The following is a 25854-nucleotide window of genomic DNA, read 5'->3' as shown; positions in this document are numbered from 1 at the left end:
GACAACTTTTGTCAGTTCAATTGACAGGTTCAATCGACGACAGAAAAGTAAGCTTTTTCTCACTGATTGATAAAAGCCACTCTTATAATAGAGCGGCTCCATATTTATGCCATTTCTTTCGACTTTGACTGATCAAGCAAATCTTCTATAAAGCTCTCTACATGTGAATGGATTTCTTTATAGTAGCTTGATACTCGGCTTGCTGAAATCTCATATTTCTCGCCAAGCTCTTTTTGTGTCATTTGACCTTCTGTCTCAGCAACCATATATACAAGATAACGAAGTGCCGCAACATAATTGGCAGGCTTCTGTATCTTTTTATTCGTCTTTTTACAATATTCAACCCAAACGCCGATTCCAAAATTAATCACCCAGCGCAATTCGCCTGCCGCTTCCATATCCTGTTCAAATTGTGAAGCGACTTCTTTTGCACCTTCGCTAGGCCACTCATATGACTCCATATCGACACTTGCTGCGGCTTGGGGAATACGGTGCATCATTTCTAAAAACTTTTCTGTTAAGAAGGTTTGAGGCTGGTTAAATCCTGATTCAGCATACTCAGCCTTGATGAAGCCTTCATAATCAGCTGCTTGTCCTTCAGATACTTCAAAAAGACATGGAAAAGCTGAGAATTTTTGTTCGTATGGCAATAAGATACCGAATGCAAACCAGCCCTCTGAGAAATCGCTCATTTGTTCAGAAAGCACTACCGTATAATATTGATCTGTTAACGCATCAACAAATAGAATATCCTTTCCTTCCAAACCGATGACCTTACCAGCAACCGGAATAGCGGTATCCCACGATTGTAAAACCTCTTGTAGTCGCGGACGTACAAGGGACGGCATCTTATATTTAATAAATTTCTCCATAATCGTTTCGCCATCGTTTAAAGGCTTAAAGTGGATATACCAGAACGGCTGCATGAACTCGAAAAATTCCGCATCGTCTGCATCCGTATCTTCCAGTCTTGTCATTAAGTTTTGATACTCTTGCTTCATAGCATTTCCGTATCGTTGATAAGCGAAAATACGAAGTTCCTTTTGAAGCTCAAATATTTCATTATCAATCATTTCTGTTATTGAAACCGTTTCCTTTTTCGCACAGCATTTTTTATATTTTTTTCCGCTGCCGCACGGACACGGTTCATTTCTACTTACTTTCGCTGTTTGCAATGTACATTCTCCTCTCGTAATGTAGGACCAGCTTTATCTATTCATTATTTTTTTATATATGGTTCTGGTTCCAATTCCTTATCCTCAGATAAGGATTATCGCTCTATTATAGTAACATCAATCCATACCTGCGGTCATTTAATAGAAAATTAGGAAAGATTAGACGATTAACCATAATAATTGTAAACTTTACAAACAACGGTTATGATAAGAACACCGTACAAAAACTGGAAAGGAAGATGAACGATGAAGAAGTTTTTCAAACGAGTAGGATTTGTCCTGACCTTTTGGCGCTTCATCCCATTTTTCATAGATTATCTCATCGCCAAGGACATCGTCCTCTGGAAAAAATTATTGCCGATTGGATTAGCTGTCGCATATATTTTCATCCCAATCGATCTCATTCCCGACTTCTTATTTATCTTCGGCTATACAGATGATGTGTTGTTTACAACATTTATCCTGCAGAGCATGGTGAAATACGCGCCCGAGAGGTTAAAAGAGAAATATCGGAAGCTGACTAATTGAGTCAAAAAACACCTTCACGCTTGAAGGTGTTTTTAGTAAGATGAATTTTATTCTTGTTCCTATTCAATGTTATATTTTTCTGCAAGCAAATTCATCTCTTTACGATATTCATCGAGGATTCCCATATATTCCTCACCTTTGGCATTTGAATGTTCGATTAGATTTTCATCTTTTTGTTCCAATGCCTCTATCTGAAGTACTAATCCTTCATAATAGGTAGCTATTGCCTTTTCTAATAATGATTTTAATGGCTTTAGCCTGTAAATGTTTGCCTCTAATTCCTTTACCTCATTCACTGCTTTTTCATAGGTTGGCAACCACTTTGCCTGTAAGCACATCATATAAGGTTTCATCACCAGGAATAATTGGCACCTGACACCGTTGCTAGAGCTTGATAGCTTCCGTTGCAAAAGCTACAAGCATCTTTTCATTAGACTTCGTTTCTTTGTCTAATTTTGCAGATGATACCCCCTCAAGATTTAATTAAAGAAAGATCATTCTTAATGATCGCCTCACGTCGTTTTAAGTAAGCATTCTTCTGTGCTAGTTTTAATAATGTTATCATAATGAGACTGACGAATAACCTGAAAAAGCGATCCACTATGCTTTCCATGTATATTCTGTATTCCCTTATTAGCCTTGTTGTTTATATCGTCTTACTTTTCAATGTTTGTATTAAATATTTGGATTGCACTATTCTTCCTCTCTCACCCTTTTGTTGTAGTATCATCTTTTTTAAAGGTAAGGTTAATAAACTATTTGAATAATTTTTTCATTTTTTGCTTCCTCAATTGTTAAATTCTAACTTATTTACAATATCATGAGTGGATGATTTATTTCGATATCAAAAAAGGTACCCCGTTGGGTACCTTTTTGAAATTATTTTATTGTGCTTCTATCAAACCATAACGACCATCTTTCCGCTTATATACAACGTTTGTCAGGCTTGTCGCAGCATTTGTGAAGACGAAGAAATTATGACCAAGCATGTTCATTTGCAGAATCGCCTCTTCGCTATCCATTGGCTTCAGATCAAAATGCTTCTGGCGGACAACCTCAAGGTCATTGTCTTCCTCCACATGCTCTTCTGGCTCATCAATGGTTGCAAACAATTCATTAATACCGCCCTTTTCACGGAATTTGCGATTGACCTTTGTTTTATGCTTGCGTATTTGTCGCTCTAATTTATCGTTGATTAAATCTATGGCAGCATACATATCATTATGAACTTCCTCTGCCCGAAGCACCAAATTCGTCATCGGAATGGTTACTTCCACTTTAGATGTTTTATCATTATTCGTTTTCAAGTTTACATTTACAATTACGTTAGGAGTTTCAGTAAAATATCTTTCCAACTTTGAAATCTTCTTCTCTACGTAGTCTCTAATTGCTGGAGTTACCTCAATGTTTTCACCCCGAATGTTATAATCCATAAGTGAACTCCTCCTTTTTATTATACAGGTAATCTCGCCATCCGCTTGTCCCGCGCATATGCGTAAAATCACCCAGTCTTATGTAATTAAGACTATATCTTATAATTCTATACTACCCTTTAAAAGTCCTGCTAAAACCTTATTTGTATTTATCAAATTTGTGACAATTTACTTTTAAAAAGGGCTTTAAGATAAATTATTAAGGAGAGCCCCTTTTTATTCGGGTATCCATCTCATTTTTAATTTAAAATGAAAAAACGACCGGCAGAAGGTCGTTTTTTCATGATACGATATACGGCTTTAATTCCCGGTCAATCATGCGATGCCAGGCAGCAAATACTGGATAAAATTGCTCGCTGATAATGCTTTGCTTAATGGGCGCATCTTTAAACTTATTCTCGACTAAGCTCGCTTTTTCCTGGACCTTCTCAAAAATGTCGACAATATGATGGATGGAATCATTATGTGGAAACACGTTCAATAATTGCTCATTGACTGCTTCTATTTGCGGAAAAGCATCAATCACTTCAAAGAGCAGCTGATCGCCGTCCGTTTTATCTAAGTCAGTAAAGCTGTCGACTATATACATAAAGCTTTCTTCAACTGTATTAAGCGCTGAACAATATTCCCGCAACAATACATACTGTTCCTCTGTTAACAATCAGTTCACCTAATTTCTTTTATCATAAAATGTGCCGTCATGTTGTTGAATGGATTGGTATGGATTGGCATATTGTTTGTTCTTTTCACGCTGCAGTTTTAATTTCTTCATATCGTCTTTAATCACTTTTTGCTGCGCCTGCAGCTTACTTTGAATCTCTTGATCCTGCTCGATCAAAATATTTTGGAGCTGAGTGGTTTCAGCGGCTTGAAAATTAATCAAAGTCATTATCTTACCGCGTTGTTCGAGGAAACGGTCAGATTCAGCAAGGTATGCCTCTCTTTCCTCTACGGGCAAACCACTGGTTAAATGCTTCAAAAACAGCTCATTGCAATGTACTAATTCCGCCGCTCTCATGACTGTTCACTTCCAGCCATTTTAGGCTTCTTCTGGTTAGCCATCATTTCTTTCCATGTATTTCGTAAATCGAGTACCATTCCTTCGGCTTCTGTTAACGCCTCAAGGTCATTATTGGTGTTGGCATCAATTAATCTTCTTAATATATAATCATAAATTCGCATCAAATCATTCGACATCGCTACATCACTATTAAGGGTAACCATAAATTCCTGAATGATATTTTGCGATTTCTGAATGAATTCATTTCTTTTTGAAACGTCCGCCTGCTCCATCGCTTGTTTAGCCATGGCGATAAACTTTAAGCAGCCATTGTACAGCATTAAAGTCAATTCAGCAGGAGTCGCTGTGTTGACAGAAATTTGCTGATACTTTTGATAAGGATTAACTGCCATGCTTTCACTCCTTCAATTAAGAGGTATATCCGAACTGGGACATCATGTAATTCATTTGCTCATTCATCTTTTGCATTTGCTTTTCCATTGCTGCAAATTGCGACCAGTAGCCTTGTTCCTTCTGATTTAATCTGGCTTCCATCGTTGCAATTCGCTTGTTAATATCATCAAGGTTTTTACCAATTGTAAACTGGCTGTTTGTTTTCGCACCATTTCCAGCTCTTTGCGTTATACTATCCATTGTTTGCGACACTGAATCACGCAAACGGCGCGAAATCCCTTGCTCAGCCGGCGTATCACCGTCAGCAGCAAATAAATTGAAGACACCCTCTGGATCTTTTTCTAAAGCTTCCTTTAATTTATCTTCATTTATTTCGAGCTTTCCGCCTTCTAAATAATTTTTGGTCGTCGTAATCCCGATTGCTGCTAACTGATTATACTCACTGCTTGAAGTGGAAAGCGGCGTATAGAAATCCATTCGCATTTTACTTAAAAGACCGTTTAGCTGCTGATCCGAGCGCAGCAAGCCGCTTTTCGCCTTTTCTTCCCATCGCTCCACTTCTTTATCTGATAGCCCTTCCCTTTGTTCATCAGTTAAAGGCGGAAAATCCCGGTATTTTTCTTCCCGTGTCTTCCCTTGTATATTATCTATTAATTCATTATATTTTTCTACGAATTCTTTAATATTATCAATTGCCTTTTGCGTGTCATTCCCTATGGAAACTGTCACAGGGGCATCGCCATTATCGGCATCAAACTTATCCTTTACAGTAAAAGTAACTCCGTTTACTGTGAAAGTATTGGATGTACGCTCTGTTTCCAGCCCGTTCAAAACAAACTTGGCATTTTCCCCGCCTTTTTCATTGTTTTCATCTAAATTAAGGCCTTTTGTTAAAAAACTGCTGCCATGTAGCTCTATTTCTGTTTTGCCACTATTAAAATCACCAGTTTCTGTCCTGGACATCGTCATCTTATCAGAGTGCTCATCATAAAACATATTGATGCCAAGATTGGAAGAATTAATTTTATTCGTCACAGTCGTCAATGAATCTCTGCCATCGAATTTGAAAGATTCATTGACAATACCTTTTGATGTATGTGTTGTCAATTCTATTTCAAAATATTTATGGTGGTAAGATACTTCTGCTCTTGATCCTGCCTGCAAGTCCTTGCCAAATGTTACTTTTCCTGTTTCTGTATCTACATAGAACTCATTTTCTCCTAAGTTATCTGGACTTGAAGCTCTAGTAAAGGTTTCTGATTCAGTAACCGGCTTCCCTTCGTCATCCTTAATGTCCTTTCCATCTTCATCCTTTTTATTCCATGTAAACGTGATTTCGTTAGACACATCAGTCAGCCCGACATGCGAAAGCCTTACTTCTTTTGTAGGTGATGATATTGAAATATTGTCCTTGTGAACCGCGGTATAATTAATATCGATCGTACTGTCTGCTGCTATTGTTTGACTAAATGTCATCTTTCCAGTTTTTTGATCAATGAACACTTGATTTTGTGAGGAGTCAAGATCATCGATGTTATCAACGACTGTATACGCTTGTCCGGAAACACTCACACTATTAACATTTTCAACCGTACTTGTCCCCAATTTTTTCAGATTAAACTCTTTGCCAGCTCTGGTCACTGAGACCTTCTCATTAATGCCTGTTCCGGTATCCTTCCATTCAAAGGCTCCCTCTTGAAAACGATCGCTAATTTCATAAAGTTTCCCTGTTGATGAAATTTTATTATTACTATCCTTAGAAACACCGCTTGAGCTCGTATTAGTAGCTGATGTCGCTAGCTGTGTTACCTTAGAAAGTGTATAGGTTCCGTTACCTGCAGTTGCAATAGCAGTAGCTGCAACTTTACTTGAATTAGACGAGGTAGTCACTTTTGTTAAGAATGATGATTGAAGACGCATATTAAGCGTCATGTCACGAAACGCTGTCAGCTGAAGGTTCATATCACGATAGGCATCCCGCTGCCATTCCAAGGTTTGTTTTTGCTGCTTCAATTTATCTACCGGTATTCTCTGCGCACGCATCATATCCCCGATTAATGTTGCTGTATCTAGCCCTGATGCAAGTCCGCCAATCCGTAAGTTTGCCATATAATCCGCTCCTTCTTCCATTTCATTTCTATTCATTATATCGGCAACAGCCAACCCTTTTGAAGAAAAAAATAAAGAAGAGCCATAGACTCTTCCAAATAAACCCTATGCTTTTTTATCTATAATCAAGCCTTGAAACTCAGTCATCTTTGCAATCATATCTAGAAAATCCTTTGGTGGAATTTCACGCACAACTTCCTTCGTCATTGAATCGACAACCTCAACATAGTAACGATTTAAATCTTCATGAAGCTGGAACTGAACAGAAGTATAACTAGGCTCAAAATGAATATTCACTTCATCAATCTTTGATTGTAAAAAATCCTTCTTCGACGCATATTCAGTTTCAGAAACCGCTTTTACACTGACTTCCAAATCCTGTCCCTTCTCACTACGTTCTGCCTTAAACAATGAGGAAGAAATCGGCTTCATCAAAACCTCTGACTCTACTCTCATCAACATTCTCTCCTAATATTAATTGACTTTTTCAATTATATCGGAATATCCTGATATTCCTTCATGCATCATTAGTTCTAAAAATCAACACAATTTAAAAAGAAAACATAAGTATAAGGACTCATCAATGATATACAAAAAAGGACCCCAGGTAAGCTGAGGTCCCCAATTGTTCAAGCTGCCCTATTATCCTAGTAATTGAAGAACTGCTTGTGGTTTTTGGTTTGCTTGCGCAAGCATTGCTTGTGAAGCTTGAGAAAGAATGTTTGTACGAGTTAACTCCATAACCTCTTTCGCCATGTCCACGTCACGAATGCGAGACTCAGCAGCTTGAAGGTTCTCAGAAGAGTTGTTCAAGTTAGAGATTGTGTGCTCTAAACGGTTTTGGAATGCACCAAGGTTAGAACGTTGAGCTGACACCGTTTCGATTGCATCGTTAATAGCTTTTACTGCAGCAGATGCTGAGTCGTGGTCCGCTACTGAAAGACCTGCAACTTTAGCTTCTCCTTCAACTTCTGTTGAAACACCAGCTACTGATGCAAATACGGCCCCTGTAACAGCACCATAATCAGTATTACCAAGGTGGCTAGCTACTGAAGAACCTTGTGCATGAGCACCATCCACAGCACCTGTTAACCCTAAAGATTCAGCATTCATGTTGTAGATATTAATTGTCATGCTTTGACCGCTATTAGCGCCTACCTGGAATGTAGCACTAAATCCGTTTGGAGCATCCGCTGGGTCTGTATCTACATTCAACATTTTTTGTGAGTTAAATTCAGTTGTTTCAGAAATACGGTTAATTTCTGTTGTTAACTCATTAATTTCTTTTTGGATTTCGTTGCGGTCTACACCTACATTTGTATCATTCGCTGCTTGTGTAGCAAGCTCACGCATACGTTGAAGGATGTTTTGTGTTTCTTGCAATGCACCTTCTGCCGTTTGGATCATTGAGATACCATCTTGAGAGTTACGGCTAGCTTGGTCCAAACCACGAACTTGCGCGCGCATTTTCTCAGAGATTGCTAGACCTGCAGCATCGTCGCCTGCACGGTTGATGCGAAGACCTGAAGATAGTTTTTCCATTGCTTTTGCACCTGCACCGTTGTTAACGCCTAATTGACGGTAAGTGTTTAATGCTGAAATATTGTTGTTGATAATCATAATCATTTTCCTCCTTGAGTTTTTATTTTTCCCACGTCCATGTGGTGTATAAAAGAGAAATCAATATATGCTCTTACCTCTTTCTATTTATATATCGTCTGATTTCTGAAATTTTTAATATATTTTCATTTTATAAAAAGTAAAAAGCACAGCCCTAAAACTATGGACCATGCTTTTATGAAAATTATCCAAGCAATTGAAGAACTGCTTGTGGTTTTTGGTTTGCTTGCGCAAGCATTGCTTGTGAAGCTTGAGAAAGAATGTTTGTACGAGTTAACTCCATAACCTCTTTCGCCATGTCTACGTCACGAATACGAGACTCAGCAGCTTGAAGGTTCTCAGAAGAGTTGTTCAAGTTAGAGATTGTGTGCTCTAAACGGTTTTGGAATGCACCAAGGTTAGAACGCTGAGATGACACAGTTTCGATGGCATCGTTGATTGCTTTAATCGCGCTTGAAGCTGATGCATTATCTGCTACTGATAAACCGCCATCAGCAACATATGCTGCGCCAGCTACGTCAGTATAAGTTCCGCCCATTTGAGCAGCTACTGATGAGCCTGCAACATGAGCACCAGCAGCGCCATCAGAAGATGTAAGACCTAAAGCATGCGCTCCCATATTATTAATGGAGATTTCCATAGATTGACCAGCATTTGCACCTACTTGGAAAGTTGCTGTGAATGCCTCTGGATTTGCAGGGTCTGCACCTACATCTTTATTTAATAAGTTTTGAGTGTTGAACTCAGTTGTTTCTGCAATGCGATCGATTTCTTTTGTAAGTTCGTTGATTTCTTTTTGGATTTCTCCACGGTCTACACCTACATTTGTATCATTCGCTGCTTGTGTTGCAAGCTCACGCATACGTTGAAGGATGTTTTGTGTTTCTTGCAATGCACCTTCTGCCGTTTGAATCATTGAGATACCATCTTGAGAGTTACGGCTAGCTTGGTCTAAACCACGTACTTGCGCGCGCATTTTTTCAGAGATTGCTAGACCTGCAGCATCATCGCCTGCACGGTTGATACGAAGACCTGAAGATAGTTTTTCCATTGCTTTTGCACCAGCACCGTTGTTTACGCCTAATTGACGGTAAGTGTTTAATGCTGAAATATTATTATTGATAATCATAATAAATTCCTCCTTGAGTTTTTGTTTGCCCCACGTCCATGTGGTTTATAAAAGAGAAGAGTAATATGTTCTCTCTTCTTTCTTTATATATATCGTCTGATTGCTGTATTTTTTAATATTTTTTCTATATTTTCATTGATAAAAATGTAAAAAGCACAGCCCTAAATTTTAGGGCTATGCTTTTTATGAAAATTATCCAAGCAATTGAAGAACTGCTTGTGGTTTTTGATTTGCTTGCGCAAGCATTGCTTGTGAAGCTTGAGAAAGAATGTTTGTACGAGTTAATTCCATAACTTCTTTCGCCATATCTACGTCACGAATACGAGATTCTGCAGCTTGAAGGTTCTCAGAAGAGTTGTTCAAGTTAGAGATTGTGTGCTCTAGACGGTTTTGGAATGCACCAAGGTTAGAACGCTGTGCAGATACAGTTTCGATGGCATCATTGATTGCTTTCACAGCAGCTGAAGCTGTTTCGTTGTCAGATACTGATAGACCTGAAACTTTGGCATCGCCTGCAACTTCAGTTGAAACACCTGCTTCAGTAGTATACTTAGCATTAGCAACATTGCCGTAATCAGTATCACCTAAGTGGTTAATTACTGATTGACCTTGTGCGTGATCTGCATCAGCAGTGCCAGTCAAACCTAGTGCAGCAGCACTCATATTTTGAATGTTAATTGTCATGCTTTGACCGTTATTAGCACCTACTTGGAATGTAGCTGTAAAACCATCAGTTGTATCACCAGAATTCAACATCTTTTGTGAGTTGAACTCAGTTGTTTCAGAAATGCGGTTGATTTCAGTTGTTAACTCGTTGATTTCTTTTTGGATTTCGTTACGGTCAACGCCAACGTTTGTATCATTCGCTGCTTGTGTTGCAAGCTCACGCATACGTTGAAGGATGTTTTGAGTTTCTTGTAATGCACCTTCTGCCGTTTGAATCATTGAGATACCATCTTGAGAGTTACGGCTAGCTTGGTCTAAACCACGTACTTGCGCACGCATTTTTTCAGAGATTGCTAGACCTGCAGCATCATCGCCTGCACGGTTAATACGTAGACCTGAAGATAATTTTTCCATTGCTTTCGCACCAGCACCGTTGTTTACGCCTAGTTGACGGTAAGTGTTTAATGCTGAAATATTGTTGTTGATAATCATTATAATTTCCTCCTTGAGTTTTAAGGTTCCCACGTCCATGTGGTTTTTGTTAAATAGAAAGGCATAGGGTGCGCCTTTCTATTTATATATCGGTAAAATACTTATTTGTTTTATATTTATAATGTTAAATTTTTTATCCGAGCAATTGCAGCACTGCTTGAGGTTTTTGATTTGCTTGCGCAAGCATAGCCTGTGATGCTTGTGAAAGAATATTCGTTCTAGTTAACTCCATAACCTCTCTCGCCATATCGACATCGCGAATGCGAGATTCAGCTGCCTGCAAGTTCTCAGATGAATTGTTCAAGTTAGAAATCGTATGTTCCAGTCGGTTTTGATAAGCGCCTAATTTAGAACGTTCAGACGAAACTGCTTCAATTGCATTATTAAAAACTTCAATCGCTGCAGTTGCCTTATCATGCGAAGATACATCTAAAGCATGTGATTGGCCCGTACTGTTTGTGCCATCAGTTACTTTATTATCTGTTGTATATTCTGCGCCAGCAACCTGCACTGCCTTTTCATTTGTTCCAGCTTGATGTGCGCCCGTTGCTGATCCAGCAATTCCTAATGCCTCTGCACGCATGTCAAGGATTTCAATTGTCATGCTTTGCCCATTGTTTGCACCTACTTGAAAGGTTGCAGTGAAACTAGTAGAAGCAGCATCAGCACCCTGTCCAGCATCAAGCAGGTTTTGTGTATTAAACTCTGTAGTATTGCCTATTCTATTAATTTCAGAAGTTAACGCATTTATTTCCTTTTGAATTTCATTACGGTCTACAGCAACATTTGTATCACTCGCTGCTTGAGTTGCTAGCTCACGCATACGCTGGAGGATATTCTGTGTTTCCTGTAATGCACCCTCTGCAGTTTGAATCATTGATACTCCATCTTGTGAGTTTCTACTCGCCTGATCCAAGCCTCGTACTTGCGCACGCATTTTTTCTGAGATTGCTAGACCTGCAGCATCGTCGCCTGCCTTGTTAATACGCAGCCCTGAAGATAGTTTTTCCATTGCCTTTGCACCTGCATTGTTGTTGACACCTAGTTGACGATACGTATTTAGTGCTGAAATATTATTGTTTATTATCATTTGCGTTTCCTCCTTGAAATTTAATTTCCACGTCCATGTGTTAAACCAACATTATAGGTATTAACAACTTTTTTATCGTCAAATAGGTCTAAAGTTTTATATCTTTTTTACTATTATATTTTCAAAAATAAAAAAGACCATGGCTGGCCTTTTGTTATTATTTCCTGCTTTCCTTTTGTAACAAGCCTAACAAATCTCCAGGAATCTGTGCGGCTTCACTATTTTCTTCCTGAATCTGCAAATAGATTTCCTTCCGGTAAATCTCTACATCCCGAGGCGCCTTAATTCCGAGCTTAATCTGATCTCCATCGACTGCCAATACAGTAATCTCAATATCTTCATTGATCATGATTGATTCATTCTTTTTACGCGTTAATACTAGCATGATGCCCCCTCCTTGCTAATGAAAAGAGGATGTTTCGTCTTATAGCTGGAATCATTCAAAATCAGCTGCTTACCCAATTTTTCCTTTACATTAATCACAATAGGGCCTTGAAGATTGGCCGTTGTATTTGCAAAGGGCTCTTTTAATGTGAGGATCACAAAGGTCGCGACATCTTCCGGATGCTCTATTTTCAAAGATTGGACAGCTGCATCATTTAATTTGTATTGATAGTCTTGGAAAAATGGGTATGGATCAACTACAACAAATGCCAGGTCACGCGATTGAATTGATTGCAAAATAAAATATGGAAGGTCATCTAAAAATGGCAGCAGAACAAATTGTGAATCATCAGCAAAGCCCGGAAGTCCTGTGGCAAATAAAATGACATCTTCCTTATTCACTTCAATGGTTCCCTGGTATTTCGTTTCGATCTTCATTTCAACACTTCCTTATATATACTCATCAACATTAAAATTCTTCAATTCAAATGAAAGGGATTCCTTTTCCTGCAAATACACATTTGCCCGCCAATATTCATGATCAATGACAGGTTTATTTATCCTTGCATCAATAATTGGATCATTGCGCTGCACATCCACTTCAACACTACCAGGGTCATAATCGATATTTACTCTGAAATGAGTTTTCGGCAAGTAGCCTATTGAAGGGCTTTTTATAGGGGACTGGCTATATTGCTTCGCAATTTGCGGAATGACGCCAGCCCCATTTTCGATTTTCATCATTGCATCGCCTTCGCTCACTCTTCTTGCGATTCCTTCTGTAGCAGTCACCTGTGCTTGTTCAGCCCATTCCTTCACTCGTCTGCCAGTCCCTTTATAATCCACGTCAGCCAAAGCTTCCGATTGATCTATATATAACTTGGAGGCTTCATGGCTGATTTTTAAATCTGCCGCAGGCTGCTGGATGCGCAAATCAGCTTGAGGCTGTTTCATTTTCAAATTAGGCTGATCATATTGGATACCGATTTGGGCATTCCTTATCGTTGTTTCCAAATAGGGCATTCTCATGTTCTCACCGCTTTTTCTATTTAAAAAAGAATCATAGTCAGGAAATTCCTTAGTTTTACAAAGCCTTAAGTAAATAAAAGCTATCTAATAAAGATAGCTTTCCTTTTATCTTAAAAAGTCTACTAATGTCGGCTGGATAATCATTGCCCCTACTGCTAATGATGCACGATGGAGCGCTTCTTGTGAAGTTAGTTCAATGATGACTTTTTCTGCGTCAATGTCTTCGTTTTTAGACATTGTTGATTTAGCGATTACTTCCTGGCTCGTTAATCGGCTCTCGACCATTTCCACACGATTATATTTCGCGCCAATTTCAGCTGTTTCTGTAATCACTTTTCCATGATGACCGTCGATCATGTCTATTTGTTTGGATAGCTCCTCACCGGTTGTGTCCGGTGATTCTAGCGCTGTGATTAGTTTCCCTAAATCACTGAATAAATCGAGCGAAAAAACCGCTTGCGGCTTTGAATTCACGCCGAGCTTAATTCCTTGCGAAACCTCTATATCAACAGAATCTGAATTGGTTGAGACTGCACCTTTTTCCTTTGCAATAAAATCCCCCGAAATTGGGAACGTAACAGATGTTCCGTCCGATCCTTTGTATGCTTCAGCGGCTTCATCCCATGTTAACTGCTGGCCATTGTCAGAAAAAAGCACATAGTCTTTCGCATTATTCTCGTCTATCGTGGCAATATCAATTTCTTTATCAATTTTGCTTAAATCGACTGGCTTGCTTGATGTATCAGAGCCATTAAAAATATATTTATTGTTCACTTTTGTATTAGCAATCGATTCAAGATGATTGCGAAGCTGTTTGATTTCACTAGCCATATTTTTGCGCTGTTCAGCATCATAGGAATCTGTGGAAGCCTGTACAGTAAGATCACGGATCCTTTGCATGACTTTATTTACTTCATCCAAAGCTGCCTCCGTATTATCCATCCAGTTGTAAACTTCCCCTAAATTGCGCTGGTATTGCTCAACCTGAACGACTTGCGAGCGATAGTTAATTCCCTTCATCGCAGCTACCGGGTCATCTGACGGACGATTGACCTTCTTGCCTGTAAGAAGCTGCTCCTCCAGTTTACCCATCTTTTGATAGCTGTTCTGTATATGGCGGAGCGAGTTATGAGAAAGCATTGATTGTGTGACACGCATTTATATCCCCTCCTATCTTCCGACTCTGCCCATACCATTAATGATGGTATCAAGCATTTCGTCAATTGTGGTAATTTGACGGGCCGCAGCACTATATGCGTGCTGGAACATAATCATATTGGACATCTCCTCATCCAATGAAACTGAGCTGACGGACGCACGATTAAATTGCACCGTATCTACTAGATTCATAGAATTTTGCGCCATCCGATTCGCTTCTTGTGCACTGACACCCAACTCACCAATAACCCCTTGATAAAAGCTCATCATATTCGTTGAGGAACCGTTAAAATCGAGTGTCATATCCTTTACATTTGCAAGTGCCAGCGCGTTGGATCCGTCTCCAATAGCTGATTGGCTTGATGGATTTAAGCCGATGCCTTCTAATTCAAATGACCAAGTAGATCCTGGCTTCAAATCTGAAATAGAAGTTGGATCAATGGTTAACCCGAACAACTTCATATCGCTTTTCACTGATTGATTTTGATGCCCTGTCAATGGATTGCCTTCAAGATCATAAGCAGAATACTTCCACGCTGAACCATCATAAGTCAATTCAATCTTAGCAGCTTCCACCTTTACAGGAGGCGTATCATATGTATTTATGCCACTGAATGCACCGAGTATTGTTGGATTTCCAACTGACTGATTATTTGCCGCCTTTGTAATTGACCCTGAATAGAGTTTCCCACTTGATGATGCCGCGATATTATTCAACTCTTTCAAAATATCATCTGAAACTTTGATTTTCCCAGCTGCTCCTTCAGGAGAATTTAGTGCGCCGCCTTCAAAACCAAAGAAGTCAAAGCCACCTTTTTCCCCATTATTAATCTCCGTAATACTCCAGCCGCTTTGATGAACCGCATTGAAAGATTGTGCAAAACGAAACGCCATTAAATCTAGCGATGCTAGCATGTCTGGATAATCTCCAACTTGTTTCCCGCTCGCATCTAAATAGCCATATGACTGAATATTAGCCAGCAAATCACCCTTAGAGGAAAATTGAGAGACTGCTATTTCCTTATTGCCAACCTTAATTGCAGATATCGCTTGAGTACTAGGATCCTTCGATACACTTAGTTCATTGACCAAACCATTTTTTCCATCTAAAAGCGTCCCGACTGACTTTCCGTTTGCATCAAGCATTTCAATCGTGTATTTACCAGAAGCCATGCTATTCGCATTTCCGCCGCTAGGGTGGGTGGTTACCTTAATATTTACAAGACTTGATAATTGATCGACGAGCAAATCGCGCGCATCATACAGATCGTTTGGTAAATAGCCGTGCGGCTCAATACTGGATATCTGTTCATTGATTTGATTGATTTGCATCAATAATGAGTTGACTGTTTTCGCATTCAGGTCGATTTGCTCGCCTAAATCTGCTCTTTGCGAACTCAACTGTCCGGAAAGATAGTTAAACGTATCTGCTACAGCAATTCCGCGCTGTCTTACGACTGAACGTGCACCGGAATCCTCCGGATTAACAGATAAATCTTGCAGCGCATTCCAGAATTGGTCAAGCGTCTTAGCTAGTCCAGTATCGGATGGCTCATTCATCACTTCTTCCATACTCGATAAAGCGCTGCTGCGCGTATTCCAATAGCCGAATTTATTGTTTTCATTGCGGTACTGGACGTCTAAATAGTCTTCTCTAATCCGTTGGACAGAGCCGGCTTGTACACCCGTCCCCATTTGTCCGGGAAGAAGAGCTGTATTCATGCCTACTGACGGAAAAGCATTCGTCTGTGTAAAATTAACCCTTTGTCGTGTATACCCTGCTGTATTTGCATTCGCAATATTATGGCCGGTCGTGTAAAGGGCGCTCTGCTGTGTATGAATAGCCCTCCGAGCAGTTTCTAACCCCATAAATGTAGATCTCATTTTATTAATTCCTCCATCTATTCAAGGCTACACCTTAGAATTGAACATCCCGCTGGATTGGCTCTGTTTAGCCGCTTGAGGATGTACATAATTCATATTTTGCGCTGCAGCTTGCGGATTCACTAAGCTAAGTGACATATTAACAAACTGCAGAGAATGGTAAACGAGCTGCTGATTCAGCTTATTCCGTTCCTGTAGCTCATTTACTATCTCCAACAGCTTTTCTTTCTTTTCTGATAGCAGCAGTTTATGCTCCTCAGAGACAACTTGCAGGCAATCACTCAATGTCGGTTCAGATTTATCAGCTACAAGACCTTGTGTAATCTGAGCTCTCGCCTGTTCCATTTTCCCGATTGCCGCAACATACTTCTGCTCATCCTTCATCATTTGATCGAGACTTTCCATGTCCCCTTTTTTAATGATATCTGTTTTTTTGACTGCAAGCTCATGAAGGCTTTTATGGAGCGAAACGAGCTTATCCATAGATGTAATCAATGCTTGAGCGGACATGTGAGCCCTCCTCATTTAGGTTTATTATTATAAAAATTCACGATGCTCTTCGCGATGTCTTGAGGATTGATTTTATACGTCCCGTTTTCGACTTGAATTTTCAACTCATCTACCCGAGCCTGGCGGGCTGGTGTTGATTGGGACATCTGCTGCATTTCTTTGGCAGCTGATGAGATTTCAAGCTTGTCGGCTGTTTTCTTCAGCGACTGTTCTATTGCATGCGCCTTATTTGCTTGCCGCTGATACGGATTCACTTGATTGGATGAACCAAATTGATTAATCTTCATCGTCATTCCCCACTTTCGTCACGTTCGTTCATTCTAACTCTATTATCGGTTATGAATGGAGGATTTTTAAAGCTTTTCTTCTTTTTAGTAAAAATTACTTAGAATCTTTATTGAAAGCAAAATAGGTTTGCTGCTTTTCCTTTATCCTTTTTTCTTCGCGCTCATGAAGCTCAAGATCCTGCTTTAACCCGCTTTTGCAACGCTCACAAAGCCTACCCTCTCTTATAATGTGGCCGCATTGATCACAAGGGTAGCCAAGGTTAGGAAACTGAGCAAGCTTCAGCCGTCCGCTTTTTACAAATTTCAGCAACAAAGGTTCGTCAACATCCGTTGCCTCTACTATCTGATCCATTGTTGCTGCACGATTTTCCCTTTTCTTTAAAAATTGATAAACACGATTAAAAGCTGTTTCTTCTTCATTATAGCAATTCGTACAAAGTTCATTTAACCCACTTTTCACAAAAAGAGCATTGCATTTTGGACAGTTCATAATCTCTGCCATTTCATCACCTCTGTTCGATTTTTCAGCCGCGGGCAATAGTCAGAGAGGTTACTTCCTTTGCCCCGGACTCCTTTAATAGTTTTGCGGCATGCCGCAATGTTGATCCTGTAGTGTATATATCGTCAATTATGACAAGACATTTATCTTGTATAGCTGCCGAATCCGTCAGTTGAAATACTTGAGGTAGTGAAATCCGCTCGTTGCGTGACTTTTTTGATTGTTTTTCAGAATGAATTCTTGTCAATATACTTAGCGGCTGACGGCCAAGTGCATTGATGAGGGCTTCGGATTGATTAAATCCTCTTTCATATTTTCTCTCAGGACTAAGAGGGATTGGAACGAGGAAGTCATAGTTAAGCCTGTCCAATTTCTCTCGCAGCATCTCGGCAAGTGGATAGGATAATTGATAGTCGCCTCGATATTTAAAACGGGCAATGACCTCTTTACAAAATTGATTATAAACAACTAGCGACAAATTTTGTTTTAAACTGCCGAACCACTTCTCATCCTGTTCCCATCTGACACAGTCAAAGCACACCTCTTCCTCCACCTCTGGCCGATCACATAATTTGCAGGTTCTTCCGCTGATGCACTCCCATTTTGATAGGCAGCTGCCGCAAAAATATTGGGGCTTTTCCTGTTGAAAAAGTGCAGCCCATCCAAGAACCGGCATTAATTCTATCTGACACAATAAACATTTAATCGTTAATCAGCCCCTTTTTTCTAGCTTCTGCATTCATATTCATGATCTGCTTTTTTGCCCGTACCATCGCTTTTGTTTTTCCATAATGAAAAAAGGTAATATTCCCTGTTGGTGCATCCGCACTTCTTCCGACTCTGCCAGCTATTTGTACAAGGGCGCTTTCAGTAAAAATTCTGTCCTCTGCACCAAGTACGGCAACATCGATATTAGGAAAAGTTACTCCTCTTTCCAAAATTGTAGTCGTTAGCAAAACGAGCGTTTTTTTCTCCCGCATGTTTTGCACCTTTTCTTTTCTGTCAGGATCTTCGGCATGAACAGCTTGAATATTAGTGTGAAGCCTTTGTACTATTGGCAACACTTTTTCCATCTTTGCGATTTTCGGAAGAAAAAGCAGCGCTTGCCTGCCGGCATCGATTCTTTCTTTGAGCCATCTCGTAACAATGTTTGGCAGCCGCTGTTTTTCGACAAGCTTTTCCCAGTTTCCACACCAGGTAAATTCAGGTACAGGGAGGCTAAAGCGATGGAATCTAGCTGGAATAGTCATGTAATTACGCTTTCCGCTTCGACATTGTGCCTGCCATTTTTTATTTGGGGTTGCAGTGAGGTAAATCATAGAGGATGGTGACTTTCGCGCCTGCTGAACGGCATATTGAAGCGTTTCGTCTTTTGAATATGGAAACGCATCTACTTCATCTACAACTAATGTATCGAAAGCCTGATAAAAACGAAACAATTGGTGCGTGGTCGCTATGATTAGCTGTGCAGGACGATGCCGGTCTTCACTTCCTCCGTATAAGGCGGCAACGGTCGTGTCAGGAAAAACCTTTTTTAGCCTTGGCGCAAGTTCGAGGACAACGTCTGTTCTTGGCGTGGCGATGCAGACGCGCTGTCCAAATAAGAGCGCCTCGTTAATGCCATTAAACAGCACTTCTGTTTTTCCTGCGCCGCAGACAGCCCATACTAATAACTCTTTTTGCTCAATAATCGTTAGTTTGACAGCGTTTGAGGCAGCTTCCTGCCCTTTGGACAGCTGCCCTTCCCATTTGAGCGCGTTTCGCGCTTTAAATAATGGGAATTCAGGACCTGACCAAGTTAACAATGGCGTGCAGGCAGATACTCTGCCCATCATAATACAGTGACGGCAATAGGCGCAGTCTTCTTCATGACATCGTGAACAAGGAAAGTGGGCGAAAAACTGATTGTTCCCGCAGCGCACGCAAAAGGGCTTATTATTTTGATAGCTGATGGGTTTTCGATATTGAATATAGCCGTTCTCGTAATGGGAGTGGATTTCTTCGATGGAATGTTCTAAATCATCGTGGAGTAATTGCTTTCCTGTAAGGAGTTGCTGCAGCTGTTCGTTGAAACTAAAGTTAGGATTAGGCGATGGCTGTGGAATAGAATCGATTTGTGTGACGGGGAGGGAGTGTTGTATTTTCTCAAAGACTGGATGGAGATGGGAGTTTTTTATAATAAATCGCATAGTATCTCCTTTCTATAGAAGAATACCATTCCGGCGGTTGAACGGAATGGCATTTACTTTATTTTTTTACCCAGCCGAGGCCCATTGAGCCTTCGCCAAGATGAGTTCCAATAACCGGACCAAAATAGCTGATGCCAAACTCAACATTCGGGTACAGCTCCTCCAGCTCTGCCTTCCATTTCTTCGCATCTTCTTCGCGGTTGGCATGAATAATAGAGGCTAAATATTGCTCGCCGCCTTTTGCATCTTCACCAAGGAGGTCAACGATTCTCTTCATCGCTTTTTTGCGCGTACGAATTTTCTCAAAAGGCACGATTTTTTTATTTTCAAAATGAAGAACAGGCTTCACTTGCAGCAGGCTTCCGAGAATTGCCTGTGCACTTGTAAGTCTTCCGCCGCGTTGAAGATGGGAAAGGTCATCCGCCATGAAATAGGCGCGAATGGACTTTTTCATCTCCGCCATCTTTGCCATAATTGCTTCAGGACTTTTACCTTCCGCAGCCATCTCGGCTGCTTTCAAAACGTAAAAACCTTGAACCATACAGCTAATCTCAGAATCAAATGGATATACTTCAATCCCCTCTACCATATCGCCAGCAGACACAGCACCTTGAAATGTACCGCTAATGCCGCTTGAAAGATGGATCGAAATCACCGCATCATAATCTTGGGAAAGCTTTTCAAAAAGTGACACAAATTCTCCCACAGACGGTTGAGAGGTTGTTGGCAGCTCTTTATGCTTCACTTCCTCATAAAAGCTTTCAGCTGTAATTTCCACTTCCTCCTGATAGGACTCATTGCCGAAAATGACACTCAAAGGAATCATGTGTATATTAAACTTGTCTCTTACTTCTTTTGTAATATATGCTGTACTATCCGTTACTACGGCCGTTTTCATAAATAGAGTTGCTCCTTCACCTTTTTTCTCTACTATATGTTCTGTAACCATTTTATATGAAAGTGGGGAAAAATGCATTAAGTTTGGTGATAATCTAGTAGTTTCTTTCTAGCTAATAATCAAGCACAGATTTAACCTATCAAGTAGTAGAAAATGCTTTTGGAGAGAGGACATCATTTTCATTTTGTCGAATTATGTAGGTGACAGGTACCCACACCATGTCACCTACCCATTATTGGTTATTTTCTTCTTCGACAAAATTCTTTAATGCAGATAATTTATCGTCCCAATATTCTTCGAAAAAGCTTAGCCAGCCTTTTATTTCCGTTAGCGGCTCGGGGTGGAGTTTGTACCTTGTTTCTCTCCCTACCCTTTGGCTTGTTACGAGGCCTGCATTAGATAAGATTTGCAAATGTTTATTTACTGCAGTTCGTGTAATTGGGAAACATTCTGTTATCGCTGCGATTGGCATTTCCTCGTCAGCAAGGAGTATAAGCATTTTACGGCGCGAAGGGTCAGCGATAGCTTGGAAAACATCATGCTTGGCTGTTGTAGTAGCCAACTTATGCCTCTACATATTTCACTAGCTGATTTTTAACGATGCCTTCCCAGCCGCCGTCCATAATTTCGCGAATGTTAGAATGCGGTTGACCAAACTCTGTTTTCTTGGACTCATCCCAGCCAGAATGGATTAATGTAAATTCAATCTTTGATTCTTCAATTTGTTTTAACTCGAAAGTCAACTGCCAGTCTTTCCCCCAGTCGAAGCGCACACGTTTTAGCGGCTGAATTTCGATAACTTTACAAGGTGAATCTCCAAATTGACCGGCATGAAGAATAAATTCCTTGCCAACAATCGGTTCGAGTGTATTCGGCATCCACCAACCAGCGATGCCCTCTGAAGTGGATACAGCCTTCCATACTTTTTCAATCGGAGCATTCAATATAACCGTCTTTCTAATCTCAGCAATAGCGTTCTGTTCACTCATCATAAAGCCTCCTCAAATAATTGAATTGATTACTCAACCCGAATCATCATAACACTAAAAGGTGTTACTTTCAAGTTCATGTCGAAACGTGTAGGTACCTGTCACCAACAAGCGTCCCCTTCTGACAGAGAAAAACAGAAAACACGCGATTGGGTTCGCGTGTTTTTGTTTCGCATGATATATGCATTTTATTTGGTTAGCGCACTTCAACCCAGCCATTTTTGATGGCTACGACTACGGCTTGTGTACGGTCGTTTACATTCATTTTTTGCAGGATATTGCTTACATGGTTCTTAACTGTTTTTTCGCTAATGTAAAGTGCTTCGCCGATACCACGGTTGCTTTTGCCATCCGCAAGAAGTTGGAGCACTTCGCATTCGCGGCGCGTCAGAAGATGAAGCGGTCTGCGGATTTCTACTTGGCCGTAAGAACCCGTTGTACCAGTTCCTTCAGAAGCTAAGCGGCGATATTCGTTTACTAGGTTATGTGTCACTTTAGGGTGAAGATATGATCCGCCATCAGCAACTACTTTCACGGCTTCAACAAGAGCATCTGCATCCATCTCTTTTAATAGATAACCGCTCGCGCCTGTTTTTAGAGCATGTGTCACGTAGTTTTCATCATCGTGAATAGATAGAATGATAACCTTTGAATCTGGGTATTTCTCAACAAGCTGACGAGTGGCTTCTACACCATTTGTATTCGGCATATTGATGTCCATAATAATGACGTCTGGTTGATATTCTTCAACGATTCCGATTGCTTCGCTGCCATCATCACCTTCTGCAACAACATCGAATGTCTTTTCAAAATCTAAAATACGTTTAACCCCTTCTCTAAATAGCTGGTGGTCGTCAATAATCACTATCTTTGTATTCAAGTCCTTCGCCTCCCAAATCTCTATAAAAATTCTCTCTGTATCATGATGTTGGATCAGCTTTTTATCGGCATCTTAACATTATAAATTCAATGGAATTTGAATGATTACAATTGTGCCCTTTCCAATATGTGAATCGATGGAAAGCTGTCCTTCAAGAAGTTCCACTCTTTCTCTCATCCCAATAATACCAAAGGATTGGGCTTTCTTTTCATTAATATCGAAGCCTTTGCCGTCATCTTTAATGACAACAGCCACCCTCATCTTGTTTATTTCTAATTTAACTGCGATTTCATTCGACTCTGCGTGCTTGATTGCATTTTGTACTGCTTCTTGTATGAGACGGAACAGAGCCACTTCATATTGGCTAGGAAGCCTTATTTCCTTGCCTATATTCATAAAAGAAATCTTCGTCTGTTTGTGGTATTCTTCTGTTGTTTGCAAATATTTCTTTAAGGTTGGAACTAAGCCTAAATCATCAAGAGCCATCGGACGCAAATCATAAATGATGCGGCGCACTTCATAAAGCGCACTTCTCACCATCTTTTTCAAATTCCTGATTTCTATCATCGCTTCGTCTGTACCGCGCTCTTTATATACACGTTCAATTAAATCGGAGCGCATCATTACATTGGCCATCATTTGTGCAGGACCATCATGAATTTCTCTGGAAAGCCGTTTGCGTTCTTCCTCTTGCGCCTCAATAATTTTCAACCCAAACTCCTGCTTCATTTTCGCATCTTCAAGCATTTCGCCCATCTGCTTAATGTCGCTCATTAAATAATTCATGACGACAGTAATTTGCGAAATTAGGTGCTCAGCTCGTTCAATTGTATCGCTAACGCCGACAAGCCGTCTTTCAATATCATCACGGCGATCTCTCAGCTGCTTTTCCAATTGGCGGTTCATGGATAAATCCATTTGGAGCTGGTGTGCCTTTTCATACGCATCGCGAACCTGGGCTTCCGTATAATCCTTAAAATGCATGCTGACTTCAGAAAGACGCTTTCTGGCAAATCGTGTTTGACCTTCAAGACGATCGCCTTCATCAATCACTTTAATGACCATATGCTTGACGTCTTTTAGCTCTTCCGTCAATGTCTCATAGTCTTTGCGGCATTGTTCGCCAATACGAAAGATTTCATCCTTGCTCGTTCCTACTGTCTCAATCATTTTCTCTAAAATTAAATCAAGCGATTTTGTATCAAACTTTTTTATACTCATTCGCATTCCTCCAAGGGAAAATCCCCTTTAGCTGCTATTCCTTATTTTACCTTGAAAAGAGCGGTTATACTATGTTCCAAAGGAGAAAAATATACCAATTACATTAAAATTCGATAAATAGTCTTAGTCTTGAAATCTTCCCCTATGTCTTATATCCTAATTTTATGTCAAAAAAAACTTATTCTAATAGTGGATTTTACATTCTGCTTGAGTATTTATACATTATAACATGTGTGTTATTCGACAATATTAAAGTTTGTTTACAATCTATTAATAATTCTGTTGTTACAATTCATGTCGAATTATAATGAAAGAAGAATAAACGCGAGGGAAGGAGCGGTATGTTTGCTGCCCCAATACTATACAGTAAAAGCATACGGAGAACACGAGATTAACATCCAAAAATCAAGATTCATCGCTTATGTCTCCAGAGCAGAAACAGAAGAGGAAGCTCAGAGCTTCATTCAAAAAATCAAAAAACAAAACTGGGATGCGACTCATAATTGCTCCGCCTATCTTATTGGTGAAAATGATCTTATCCAGAAAGCTAATGACGACGGTGAACCTAGCGGAACAGCAGGTGTCCCTATTCTTGAAGTGCTAAAAAAGAAAAAATTGAAAGACACTGTTGTCGTTGTTACAAGATATTTCGGCGGAATTAAATTAGGTGCTGGTGGCCTCATTCGCGCTTACGGAAAAGCTACATCCGAAGGGCTCCAGGCGACAGGAATCGTAGAAAGACAGCTCATGCGGGTCATGCATACAAAAGTTGACTACACTTTCCTTGGGAAACTGGAAAATGAATTGCGTTCGTCCATCTATCCAATTAAAGAAATCCACTACTCAGATCTTGTCGAAATCGAAACCTTTGCGAAAGAAAATGAAACTGAAGTTTTTAAAGAGTGGATGACTGAGCTGACCAATGGACAAGCCACGATTAGCGAAGGCGACATACTTTACCAAGAAACGACAATAAAATAGTTTACAATTTACGAATTCATTAATTAATTGTAAAATAAATATTAATTATGTAAACGAGCTTTCTATTCACTAATATTAAAGGAGAAATCAGATGTCTTATGATGGACGTACCGTAAAAAAGCATAAGCAACGCAAGTCTAAAAGAAGAAGACGCATATTCACGTTTATATTCCTCCCAATTATGGTCCTCGCATTAAGCGCAGCAGCCTATGGAGCACATTTATACAATAAAGCTGAATCGGTTATGAATAGCACCTATAATCCACTGGACAGGGAATCAAAAAGACCAGTGGCTGTTCAGCCAGAGATGGATAATTTTTCACTTCTCATCATCGGTGTCGATGATAGCAGCAAAAGAGGCTTTAGCACATCATCAAGATCGGATGCACTGATGTTAGCAACCTTTAATAAAGATGAAAAATCTATTAAGTTACTGAGCATTCCAAGAGATTCCTATGTTCATATACCTAAGCTTGGCTATCAGGACAAAATTACTCACGCACACGCAAACGGAGGTCCAATTACTACGATTGAAACAGTTGAAGAATTGCTCGATCTTCCAATTGATTTCTACTTAAAAGTGAACTTTGATGCATTTATTGAAATTATTGATGCCCTTGACGGTATTGATATTGAAGTGCCATATGCTTTTTCAGAGCAAGATTCAAATGATGTTCCAAATGCCATTAATCTAGAAGCTGGCTACCAAACATTAAATGGCGAAGAAGCGCTGGCGTTAGCACGCACACGTAAAATGGACAGCGATGTTTTCCGCGGACAAAGACAGCAAGAAATCGTGAAATCGATCGTGAAAAAAGCCGCTTCATTTGATTCAATCGGAAAATATGGAGACGTTATCGAAGCTGTAGGAAACAATATGGAAACTGACCTTTCTTTCGACCAAATGAAGTCATTACTTTCCTACGCAACTTCAGGCATGTCGCTAAATATTGAAACATTGAATATTGACGGCCAGGACCTATATTTGCCAAACTCCAATGGAAATCAAGTTTATTATTATCAGCTTGATGAACTGAGCCTGCAGGAAATAAGCAATCAGCTAAAAAAACACTTAGATATCGGCACAACCAACCTTGGGCAAAATGAAACCTACCAAGATGAAGCCCAAGGCGAAGATGTTGAGCCAAATACCGATTATTGATATGAAAAATAAGAAATATTAGTTGGATTTGGAGAGGTGCCCGCTCGAATCATGCGAGGGTAGCGAGACTGTCGAGACCATGCGTGGCGCCGAAGCGGATCGACGCACGCCCCGCGGAAAGCGAGTG

At 40.1% G+C, this 25854-nt stretch carries 30 protein-coding genes; 3 read left to right on the top strand and 27 right to left on the bottom strand.

Features of this window, described 5'->3' with window-relative positions:
- Window positions 1-104 precede the first annotated feature (104 nt).
- Window positions 105-1175 (bottom strand): YecA family protein, encoded by a 1071-nt coding sequence (locus tag CWS20_RS21665; RefSeq protein ID WP_066189862.1) that lies wholly within the window; start codon window positions 1173-1175, stop codon window positions 105-107.
- A 246-nt stretch (window positions 1176-1421) separates the two neighbouring features.
- On the opposite strand from CWS20_RS21665, the gene CWS20_RS21660 reads away from it, so the two are divergent.
- Window positions 1422-1703, top strand: a complete 282-nt coding sequence (locus CWS20_RS21660) for a YkvA family protein (RefSeq protein WP_066189859.1) — start codon at window positions 1422-1424, stop codon at window positions 1701-1703.
- Between the two features lie 59 nt (window positions 1704-1762).
- On the opposite strand, the gene CWS20_RS21655 is transcribed toward CWS20_RS21660, so the two are convergent.
- The 26 genes from CWS20_RS21655 to CWS20_RS21530 form a co-directional block, all read right to left on the bottom strand.
- Window positions 1763-2059 carry a hypothetical protein gene (locus CWS20_RS21655; RefSeq protein ID WP_142385408.1) on the bottom strand — a complete coding sequence of 99 codons (297 nt, stop codon included), beginning with the start codon at window positions 2057-2059 and terminating at the stop codon, window positions 1763-1765.
- Between the two features lie 528 nt (window positions 2060-2587).
- On the bottom strand, window positions 2588-3136 hold the full coding sequence (gene hpf / locus CWS20_RS21650) for a ribosome hibernation-promoting factor, HPF/YfiA family (protein WP_066189853.1): 549 nt from the start codon (window positions 3134-3136) through the stop codon (window positions 2588-2590).
- A gap of 280 nt (window positions 3137-3416) precedes the next feature.
- Entirely contained in the window at window positions 3417-3797 is a 381-nt protein-coding gene (locus CWS20_RS21645) for a DUF8042 domain-containing protein (RefSeq protein ID WP_066189850.1), read from the bottom strand.
- A 9-nt stretch (window positions 3798-3806) separates the two neighbouring features.
- Entirely contained in the window at window positions 3807-4154 is a 348-nt protein-coding gene (gene fliT / locus CWS20_RS21640; protein WP_066189847.1) for a flagellar protein FliT, read from the bottom strand.
- On the bottom strand, window positions 4151-4549 hold the full coding sequence (fliS, locus tag CWS20_RS21635; RefSeq protein WP_066189845.1) for a flagellar export chaperone FliS: 399 nt from the start codon (window positions 4547-4549) through the stop codon (window positions 4151-4153). Before fliS ends, fliT begins: the two co-directional genes overlap by 4 nt.
- A 16-nt stretch (window positions 4550-4565) precedes the next feature.
- Window positions 4566-6659: a flagellar filament capping protein FliD gene (fliD, locus tag CWS20_RS21630; RefSeq protein ID WP_066189843.1), complete on the bottom strand. Its 2094-nt coding sequence runs from the start codon at window positions 6657-6659 to the stop codon at window positions 4566-4568.
- 105 nt (window positions 6660-6764) lie between these two features.
- The gene (flaG, locus tag CWS20_RS21625) at window positions 6765-7115 is read right to left on the bottom strand and encodes a flagellar protein FlaG (protein ID WP_066189840.1); all 351 of its coding nucleotides are present in this window, start codon (window positions 7113-7115) and stop codon (window positions 6765-6767) included.
- A gap of 186 nt (window positions 7116-7301) precedes the next feature.
- Window positions 7302-8279, bottom strand: a complete 978-nt coding sequence (locus tag CWS20_RS21620; RefSeq protein ID WP_066189837.1) for a flagellin N-terminal helical domain-containing protein — start codon at window positions 8277-8279, stop codon at window positions 7302-7304.
- Between the two features lie 184 nt (window positions 8280-8463).
- On the bottom strand, window positions 8464-9408 hold the full coding sequence (gene hag, locus CWS20_RS21615) for a flagellin Hag (protein WP_066189834.1): 945 nt from the start codon (window positions 9406-9408) through the stop codon (window positions 8464-8466).
- A 192-nt stretch (window positions 9409-9600) separates the two neighbouring features.
- Window positions 9601-10566, bottom strand: a complete 966-nt coding sequence (locus tag CWS20_RS21610) for a flagellin N-terminal helical domain-containing protein (protein ID WP_066189831.1) — start codon at window positions 10564-10566, stop codon at window positions 9601-9603.
- 133 nt (window positions 10567-10699) lie between these two features.
- On the bottom strand, window positions 10700-11656 hold the full coding sequence (locus CWS20_RS21605; protein WP_066189827.1) for a flagellin N-terminal helical domain-containing protein: 957 nt from the start codon (window positions 11654-11656) through the stop codon (window positions 10700-10702).
- 157 nt (window positions 11657-11813) lie between these two features.
- The gene (csrA, locus tag CWS20_RS21600) at window positions 11814-12041 is read right to left on the bottom strand and encodes a carbon storage regulator CsrA (RefSeq protein WP_066189820.1); all 228 of its coding nucleotides are present in this window, start codon (window positions 12039-12041) and stop codon (window positions 11814-11816) included.
- Complete coding sequence (gene fliW / locus CWS20_RS21595) at window positions 12035-12478, bottom strand: flagellar assembly protein FliW (RefSeq protein WP_066189817.1); 444 nt, start codon at window positions 12476-12478, stop codon at window positions 12035-12037. Before fliW ends, csrA begins: the two co-directional genes overlap by 7 nt.
- Before the next feature lie 12 nt (window positions 12479-12490).
- Window positions 12491-13054 carry a DUF6470 family protein gene (locus CWS20_RS21590; protein WP_066189814.1) on the bottom strand — a complete coding sequence of 188 codons (564 nt, stop codon included), beginning with the start codon at window positions 13052-13054 and terminating at the stop codon, window positions 12491-12493.
- Window positions 13055-13174: 120 nt separating this feature from the next.
- Window positions 13175-14227 (bottom strand): flagellar hook-associated protein FlgL, encoded by a 1053-nt coding sequence (gene flgL / locus CWS20_RS21585; protein WP_066189811.1) that lies wholly within the window; start codon window positions 14225-14227, stop codon window positions 13175-13177.
- Between the two features lie 12 nt (window positions 14228-14239).
- Window positions 14240-16111: a flagellar hook-associated protein FlgK gene (gene flgK / locus CWS20_RS21580; protein WP_066189809.1), complete on the bottom strand. Its 1872-nt coding sequence runs from the start codon at window positions 16109-16111 to the stop codon at window positions 14240-14242.
- Between the two features lie 27 nt (window positions 16112-16138).
- The gene (locus CWS20_RS21575) at window positions 16139-16621 is read right to left on the bottom strand and encodes a flagellar protein FlgN (RefSeq protein WP_066189806.1); all 483 of its coding nucleotides are present in this window, start codon (window positions 16619-16621) and stop codon (window positions 16139-16141) included.
- An 11-nt stretch (window positions 16622-16632) separates the two neighbouring features.
- Window positions 16633-16914, bottom strand: coding sequence for a flagellar biosynthesis anti-sigma factor FlgM (gene flgM / locus CWS20_RS21570; protein ID WP_326134766.1), 282 nt, complete (start codon window positions 16912-16914; stop codon window positions 16633-16635).
- A gap of 88 nt (window positions 16915-17002) precedes the next feature.
- The gene (locus CWS20_RS21565; RefSeq protein WP_066189798.1) at window positions 17003-17410 is read right to left on the bottom strand and encodes a TIGR03826 family flagellar region protein; all 408 of its coding nucleotides are present in this window, start codon (window positions 17408-17410) and stop codon (window positions 17003-17005) included.
- Between the two features lie 22 nt (window positions 17411-17432).
- Window positions 17433-17948, bottom strand: a complete 516-nt coding sequence (locus CWS20_RS21560; protein WP_241504243.1) for a ComF family protein — start codon at window positions 17946-17948, stop codon at window positions 17433-17435.
- 160 nt (window positions 17949-18108) lie between these two features.
- Entirely contained in the window at window positions 18109-19596 is a 1488-nt protein-coding gene (locus tag CWS20_RS21555; RefSeq protein ID WP_083957136.1) for an ATP-dependent helicase ComFA, read from the bottom strand.
- Window positions 19597-19654: 58 nt separating this feature from the next.
- Window positions 19655-20494 (bottom strand): DegV family protein, encoded by an 840-nt coding sequence (locus CWS20_RS21550; RefSeq protein ID WP_066189794.1) that lies wholly within the window; start codon window positions 20492-20494, stop codon window positions 19655-19657.
- Between the two features lie 232 nt (window positions 20495-20726).
- The gene (locus CWS20_RS21545; RefSeq protein ID WP_066189791.1) at window positions 20727-21056 is read right to left on the bottom strand and encodes an ArsR/SmtB family transcription factor; all 330 of its coding nucleotides are present in this window, start codon (window positions 21054-21056) and stop codon (window positions 20727-20729) included.
- A gap of 1 nt (window position 21057) precedes the next feature.
- Entirely contained in the window at window positions 21058-21483 is a 426-nt protein-coding gene (locus tag CWS20_RS21540; RefSeq protein ID WP_066189788.1) for an SRPBCC family protein, read from the bottom strand.
- A gap of 196 nt (window positions 21484-21679) precedes the next feature.
- Window positions 21680-22363 carry a response regulator gene (locus tag CWS20_RS21535; RefSeq protein ID WP_066189785.1) on the bottom strand — a complete coding sequence of 228 codons (684 nt, stop codon included), beginning with the start codon at window positions 22361-22363 and terminating at the stop codon, window positions 21680-21682.
- A 78-nt stretch (window positions 22364-22441) separates the two neighbouring features.
- A complete protein-coding gene (locus tag CWS20_RS21530; protein ID WP_066189782.1) occupies window positions 22442-23584 on the bottom strand; it encodes a sensor histidine kinase in 1143 nt (380 codons plus the stop codon).
- A gap of 345 nt (window positions 23585-23929) precedes the next feature.
- Here CWS20_RS21530 and CWS20_RS21525 point away from each other — a divergent pair, with 345 nt between their 5' ends.
- Complete coding sequence (locus CWS20_RS21525) at window positions 23930-24565, top strand: YigZ family protein (protein ID WP_066189778.1); 636 nt, start codon at window positions 23930-23932, stop codon at window positions 24563-24565.
- A gap of 91 nt (window positions 24566-24656) precedes the next feature.
- Window positions 24657-25727 (top strand): LCP family protein, encoded by a 1071-nt coding sequence (locus CWS20_RS21520; RefSeq protein ID WP_066189775.1) that lies wholly within the window; start codon window positions 24657-24659, stop codon window positions 25725-25727.
- The last annotated feature ends 127 nt before the right edge of the window (window positions 25728-25854 follow it).

Origin of the sequence: Cytobacillus horneckiae (assembly GCF_002835735.1) — a bacterium.
GTDB lineage: Bacteria > Bacillota > Bacilli > Bacillales > Cytobacillaceae > Cytobacillus > Cytobacillus horneckiae.
Note: the sequence above shows the minus strand (reverse complement) of the source record. Positions and strands in the feature narration are given on the sequence as shown.

Bases quoted from the DNA above. Each gene is read 5' to 3' on its own strand.
- CWS20_RS21660 (WP_066189859.1), top strand. From the start codon at position 1,422: ATGAAGAAGTTTTTCAAACGAGTAGGATTTGTCCTGACCTTTTGGCGC.
- hpf (WP_066189853.1), bottom strand. From the start codon at position 3,136: ATGGATTATAACATTCGGGGTGAAAACATTGAGGTAACTCCAGCAATT.
- fliT (WP_066189847.1), bottom strand. From the start codon at position 4,154: ATGAGAGCGGCGGAATTAGTACATTGCAATGAGCTGTTTTTGAAGCAT.
- fliS (WP_066189845.1), bottom strand. From the start codon at position 4,549: ATGGCAGTTAATCCTTATCAAAAGTATCAGCAAATTTCTGTCAACACA.
- fliD (WP_066189843.1), bottom strand. From the start codon at position 6,659: ATGGCAAACTTACGGATTGGCGGACTTGCATCAGGGCTAGATACAGCA.
- flaG (WP_066189840.1), bottom strand. From the start codon at position 7,115: ATGAGAGTAGAGTCAGAGGTTTTGATGAAGCCGATTTCTTCCTCATTG.
- CWS20_RS21620 (WP_066189837.1), bottom strand. From the start codon at position 8,279: ATGATTATCAACAACAATATTTCAGCATTAAACACTTACCGTCAATTA.
- hag (WP_066189834.1), bottom strand. From the start codon at position 9,408: ATGATTATCAATAATAATATTTCAGCATTAAACACTTACCGTCAATTA.
- CWS20_RS21610 (WP_066189831.1), bottom strand. From the start codon at position 10,566: ATGATTATCAACAACAATATTTCAGCATTAAACACTTACCGTCAACTA.
- CWS20_RS21605 (WP_066189827.1), bottom strand. From the start codon at position 11,656: ATGATAATAAACAATAATATTTCAGCACTAAATACGTATCGTCAACTA.
- csrA (WP_066189820.1), bottom strand. From the start codon at position 12,041: ATGCTAGTATTAACGCGTAAAAAGAATGAATCAATCATGATCAATGAA.
- fliW (WP_066189817.1), bottom strand. From the start codon at position 12,478: ATGAAGATCGAAACGAAATACCAGGGAACCATTGAAGTGAATAAGGAA.
- flgL (WP_066189811.1), bottom strand. From the start codon at position 14,227: ATGCGTGTCACACAATCAATGCTTTCTCATAACTCGCTCCGCCATATA.
- flgK (WP_066189809.1), bottom strand. From the start codon at position 16,111: ATGAGATCTACATTTATGGGGTTAGAAACTGCTCGGAGGGCTATTCAT.
- CWS20_RS21575 (WP_066189806.1), bottom strand. From the start codon at position 16,621: ATGTCCGCTCAAGCATTGATTACATCTATGGATAAGCTCGTTTCGCTC.
- flgM (WP_326134766.1), bottom strand. From the start codon at position 16,914: ATGACGATGAAGATTAATCAATTTGGTTCATCCAATCAAGTGAATCCG.
- CWS20_RS21565 (WP_066189798.1), bottom strand. From the start codon at position 17,410: ATGGCAGAGATTATGAACTGTCCAAAATGCAATGCTCTTTTTGTGAAA.
- CWS20_RS21555 (WP_083957136.1), bottom strand. From the start codon at position 19,596: ATGCGATTTATTATAAAAAACTCCCATCTCCATCCAGTCTTTGAGAAA.
- CWS20_RS21550 (WP_066189794.1), bottom strand. From the start codon at position 20,494: ATGAAAACGGCCGTAGTAACGGATAGTACAGCATATATTACAAAAGAA.
- CWS20_RS21540 (WP_066189788.1), bottom strand. From the start codon at position 21,483: ATGAGTGAACAGAACGCTATTGCTGAGATTAGAAAGACGGTTATATTG.
- CWS20_RS21530 (WP_066189782.1), bottom strand. From the start codon at position 23,584: ATGAGTATAAAAAAGTTTGATACAAAATCGCTTGATTTAATTTTAGAG.
- CWS20_RS21520 (WP_066189775.1), top strand. From the start codon at position 24,657: ATGTCTTATGATGGACGTACCGTAAAAAAGCATAAGCAACGCAAGTCT.